Origin of the sequence: Methanohalobium sp. (assembly GCF_046546175.1) — an archaeon.
Classification (GTDB): Archaea; Halobacteriota; Methanosarcinia; order Methanosarcinales; family Methanosarcinaceae; genus Methanohalobium.
Genome location: NZ_JBKGYF010000136.1, coordinates 1 through 2,783 on the forward strand (window position 1 = coordinate 1; position 2,783 = coordinate 2,783).

Here is a 2,783-nt window from a genome sequence, read left to right on the forward strand (position 1 = left end):
TTAAAACATTTCAGAATTAGAGAGTTTTATCAGAATAGGATTTCTACAGAGCCAGTTTTCTTTACCTTTATAAATTTAGAAACTACTGTTGTATTTTGTGTCTATTTCAAATCCCAAAACCATACCAATTAATTTGAACTGGGTTTCCCAATTTTTTAAAAAATCCTGTCAGAATCTTAAACTACATATTTTAAATTGATCAATATCCACAGAAGGTTTCCATAACTTTATATATTACGAAGAAGTGGTGCAGAGGTAGAGGATGTCCACAAGTTCACTCGTGCTCCTTAAATCAGAACACTATAAATTGAAAATTTAGAGTTAAACTTAAACTTGGTATATTAAGATTTACCAATATCTTTAAACTGTAGTTTAAAGAGTGATTAATCATACCCCGCTGATGTCTGTTCAACTATAGATTTAACAGGATGACCGCTAACATTAAGTAAAAATTATAAAGTTTCAAATCGTACAACCAGTATCAAGTGAATTGTTAGAGCCGATGCTTCGCAAAGAAGGTCAGAACTGCAGGAATCTGGGGTTTCGGGATTCATCCTACTCCTGAACAACAAGAAAAACTGGATGGGACTCTGGAATACTGCAGGTTGATCTGGAACCATCTTCTATCCATCAAAGTAGATATATACGAAAGATTCGGTCTGTCGGTATCTAATTCATCATTGGAAAGATATCTGAAGTATCTGGACTATCACATCCAAAGAAGCATACCGTGGAGCTCGCGGGAATGAACGGGTGTAGAGATGGTACCTCTACGTACGGCCTCTACCGTTTCGCAAGTGCCGCCTATGAATCAGCAAACGCTCAACCTCATCAAAGTTTGAGGCTCCCAAGGTTTAATAGAACCCACGAATTACTAGTGGGATAGCAGTAAGAACTGATAAAGTATACAATTGAAGATAATTTAGATTAATAGAGGCTGGATAAAGTGGATGTAATTGAAGTTGAGAACTTAACAAAGAAATATAATAAATTTGTAGCTGTTGATGATATTTCTTTTAGTGTAAAAGGAGGAGAAATTTTTGCATTTCTGGGACCTAATGGAGCCGGTAAAACAACCTCTCTTAAAATCCTGACAACAATACTCCAGCCGACATCAGGACATATAAGAGTAAACGGATATGATGTCCTGCATAAAAAAAACGATGTAAGAAAATCTATTGGTGTGATCTTCCAGGATAACAGTCTTGATGACAAGTTAACTGCCTATGAAAATATGGAATACCACGCCGTTTTATACAAGGTACCGAAAAAAGAAATAAAAGGACGTGTTGACGAACTTCTTGATAATGTTGAACTCCCAGACAGAAAAAACGACCTTATCAAGACTTTTTCTGGAGGTATGAAACGCAGAATCGAAATTGCAAGGGGACTTATTCATACACCAAAAGTACTGTTTCTTGATGAACCTACACTTGGTCTGGATGTACACACCCGGGCATTTTTGTGGGAGTATATAAGGGATTTAAAGGAAAAAAACAATCTTACCGTATTTTTAACAACACATAACCTGGACGAAGCCGAAAAAATAGCAGACCGTATTGCTATAATCGACAAAGGCAAAATTCAGACAATCGGAACTTTTGAACAGATTAAAGAGTTGACTGGGACCAATACCCTTGAACAGGCGTTTTTGAAATTGACTGGACATGCAATTCGAAATTAACTACTTTATAGGTTTTAGAGGTATTTAAAATGCTTGACCCAATACGCATCATGTGGATAAGACAAATAAAAGAGTACTGGAGGTCAAAACCAAGGGTTATAGCTTCAATTGCTCAACCAACTATATTTCTTATGGCACTCGGATTTGGACTTGGACCTGTATTCCAACAAGCAGGTGGAGAAGATTATGTGCAGTCTCTTACACCGGGAATACTGGGGATGGCACTTTTGTTTGGTTCGGTGTTTAACGGAGTATCCCTTTTATGGGACAAACAATTTGGTTTTTTAAAAGAAAGTCTTGTTGCACCTGTGCCTCGTATATCACTGTTAATCGGGCGATCTATAGGTGGAGCTACTACTGCAGTGTTTCAAGGTATAGTGTTAATACCTGTAAGTTATTTAATAGGGTTTAGATTAGACAGCCTGTTATTTATCCCTTTGATAATACTGTTCATGTTTTTGATTTCATTTTTGTTTTCACTCCTTGGTATATCAATGGGTGCAAAACTGGATGACCCTGAAGCATTTCCATTGATTATTAACCTAGTAATTGTACCTATATTCTTCCTATCTGGTGCTCTATTCCCGATAAACAATCTTCCAGATGCAGTTACTACAATAGCAAAACTCAATCCACTAACATACGGTGTTGATGGATTGAGAGGTACGATGATAGATGGCTCTGATTTTGGAATCGTTACTGATATAGGTATTCTACTGGGTATCACACTCGTACTTCTGATTATAAGTAGCCATCTTTTTGAAAAACTGGAAACCTGAACCGCACTCCTAAACTTACATAAAATGATGTAAACTTAGGTGAGAAAGTATCATCTTTCTCGTTTAATTCGTTTGCATATTTATTTTCGAGTTATTGTATCTCCAATATGCAATATACAAAGGTTCTTTGAGATTACCTTTGTAGTCCGTGCCAGACAAATGCATTTCTTTTTTAGCAATATTTACAGCGCTGTTTATATCTCTTGAAAGGGTTTGACCGCATTTTTTACAGGTAAAAGTTCTTACATCTGGATCCTTCTTTTCCACGTCTCCACAGATACAGCATTTTTTTGTTGTATTTTTCTCATCAACTTTTTTGA

4 protein-coding genes are annotated in these 2,783 nt (G+C 36.4%); 3 read left to right on the forward strand and 1 reads right to left on the reverse strand.

Going from position 1 to position 2,783, the window contains the following annotated elements; translation table 11 throughout:
* Positions 1–590 precede the first annotated feature (590 nt).
* From ACLFMM_RS09740 to ACLFMM_RS09750, 3 genes are all read left to right on the forward strand, one after another.
* The gene (locus tag ACLFMM_RS09740) at positions 591–749 is read left to right on the forward strand and encodes a hypothetical protein (RefSeq protein WP_410808541.1); all 159 of its coding nucleotides are present in this window, start codon (positions 591–593) and stop codon (positions 747–749) included.
* Between the two features lie 197 nt (positions 750–946).
* Positions 947–1,684 carry an ABC transporter ATP-binding protein gene (locus ACLFMM_RS09745; protein WP_410808538.1) on the forward strand — a complete coding sequence of 246 codons (738 nt, stop codon included), beginning with the start codon at positions 947–949 and terminating at the stop codon, positions 1,682–1,684.
* Positions 1,685–1,713: 29 nt separating this feature from the next.
* Complete coding sequence (locus ACLFMM_RS09750; RefSeq protein WP_410808539.1) at positions 1,714–2,463, forward strand: ABC transporter permease; 750 nt, start codon at positions 1,714–1,716, stop codon at positions 2,461–2,463.
* Positions 2,464–2,526: 63 nt separating this feature from the next.
* On the opposite strand, the gene ACLFMM_RS09755 is transcribed toward ACLFMM_RS09750, so the two are convergent.
* Positions 2,527–2,783, reverse strand: a 257-nt coding sequence (locus ACLFMM_RS09755) for a zinc ribbon domain-containing protein (RefSeq protein WP_410808540.1), incomplete at its 5' end; no start/stop codon positions are given.

Excerpts from the sequence above, each read along its gene's own strand:
- ACLFMM_RS09750 (WP_410808539.1), top strand. The coding sequence starts at position 1,714 with ATGCTTGACCCAATACGCATCATGTGGATAAGACAAATAAAAGAGTAC.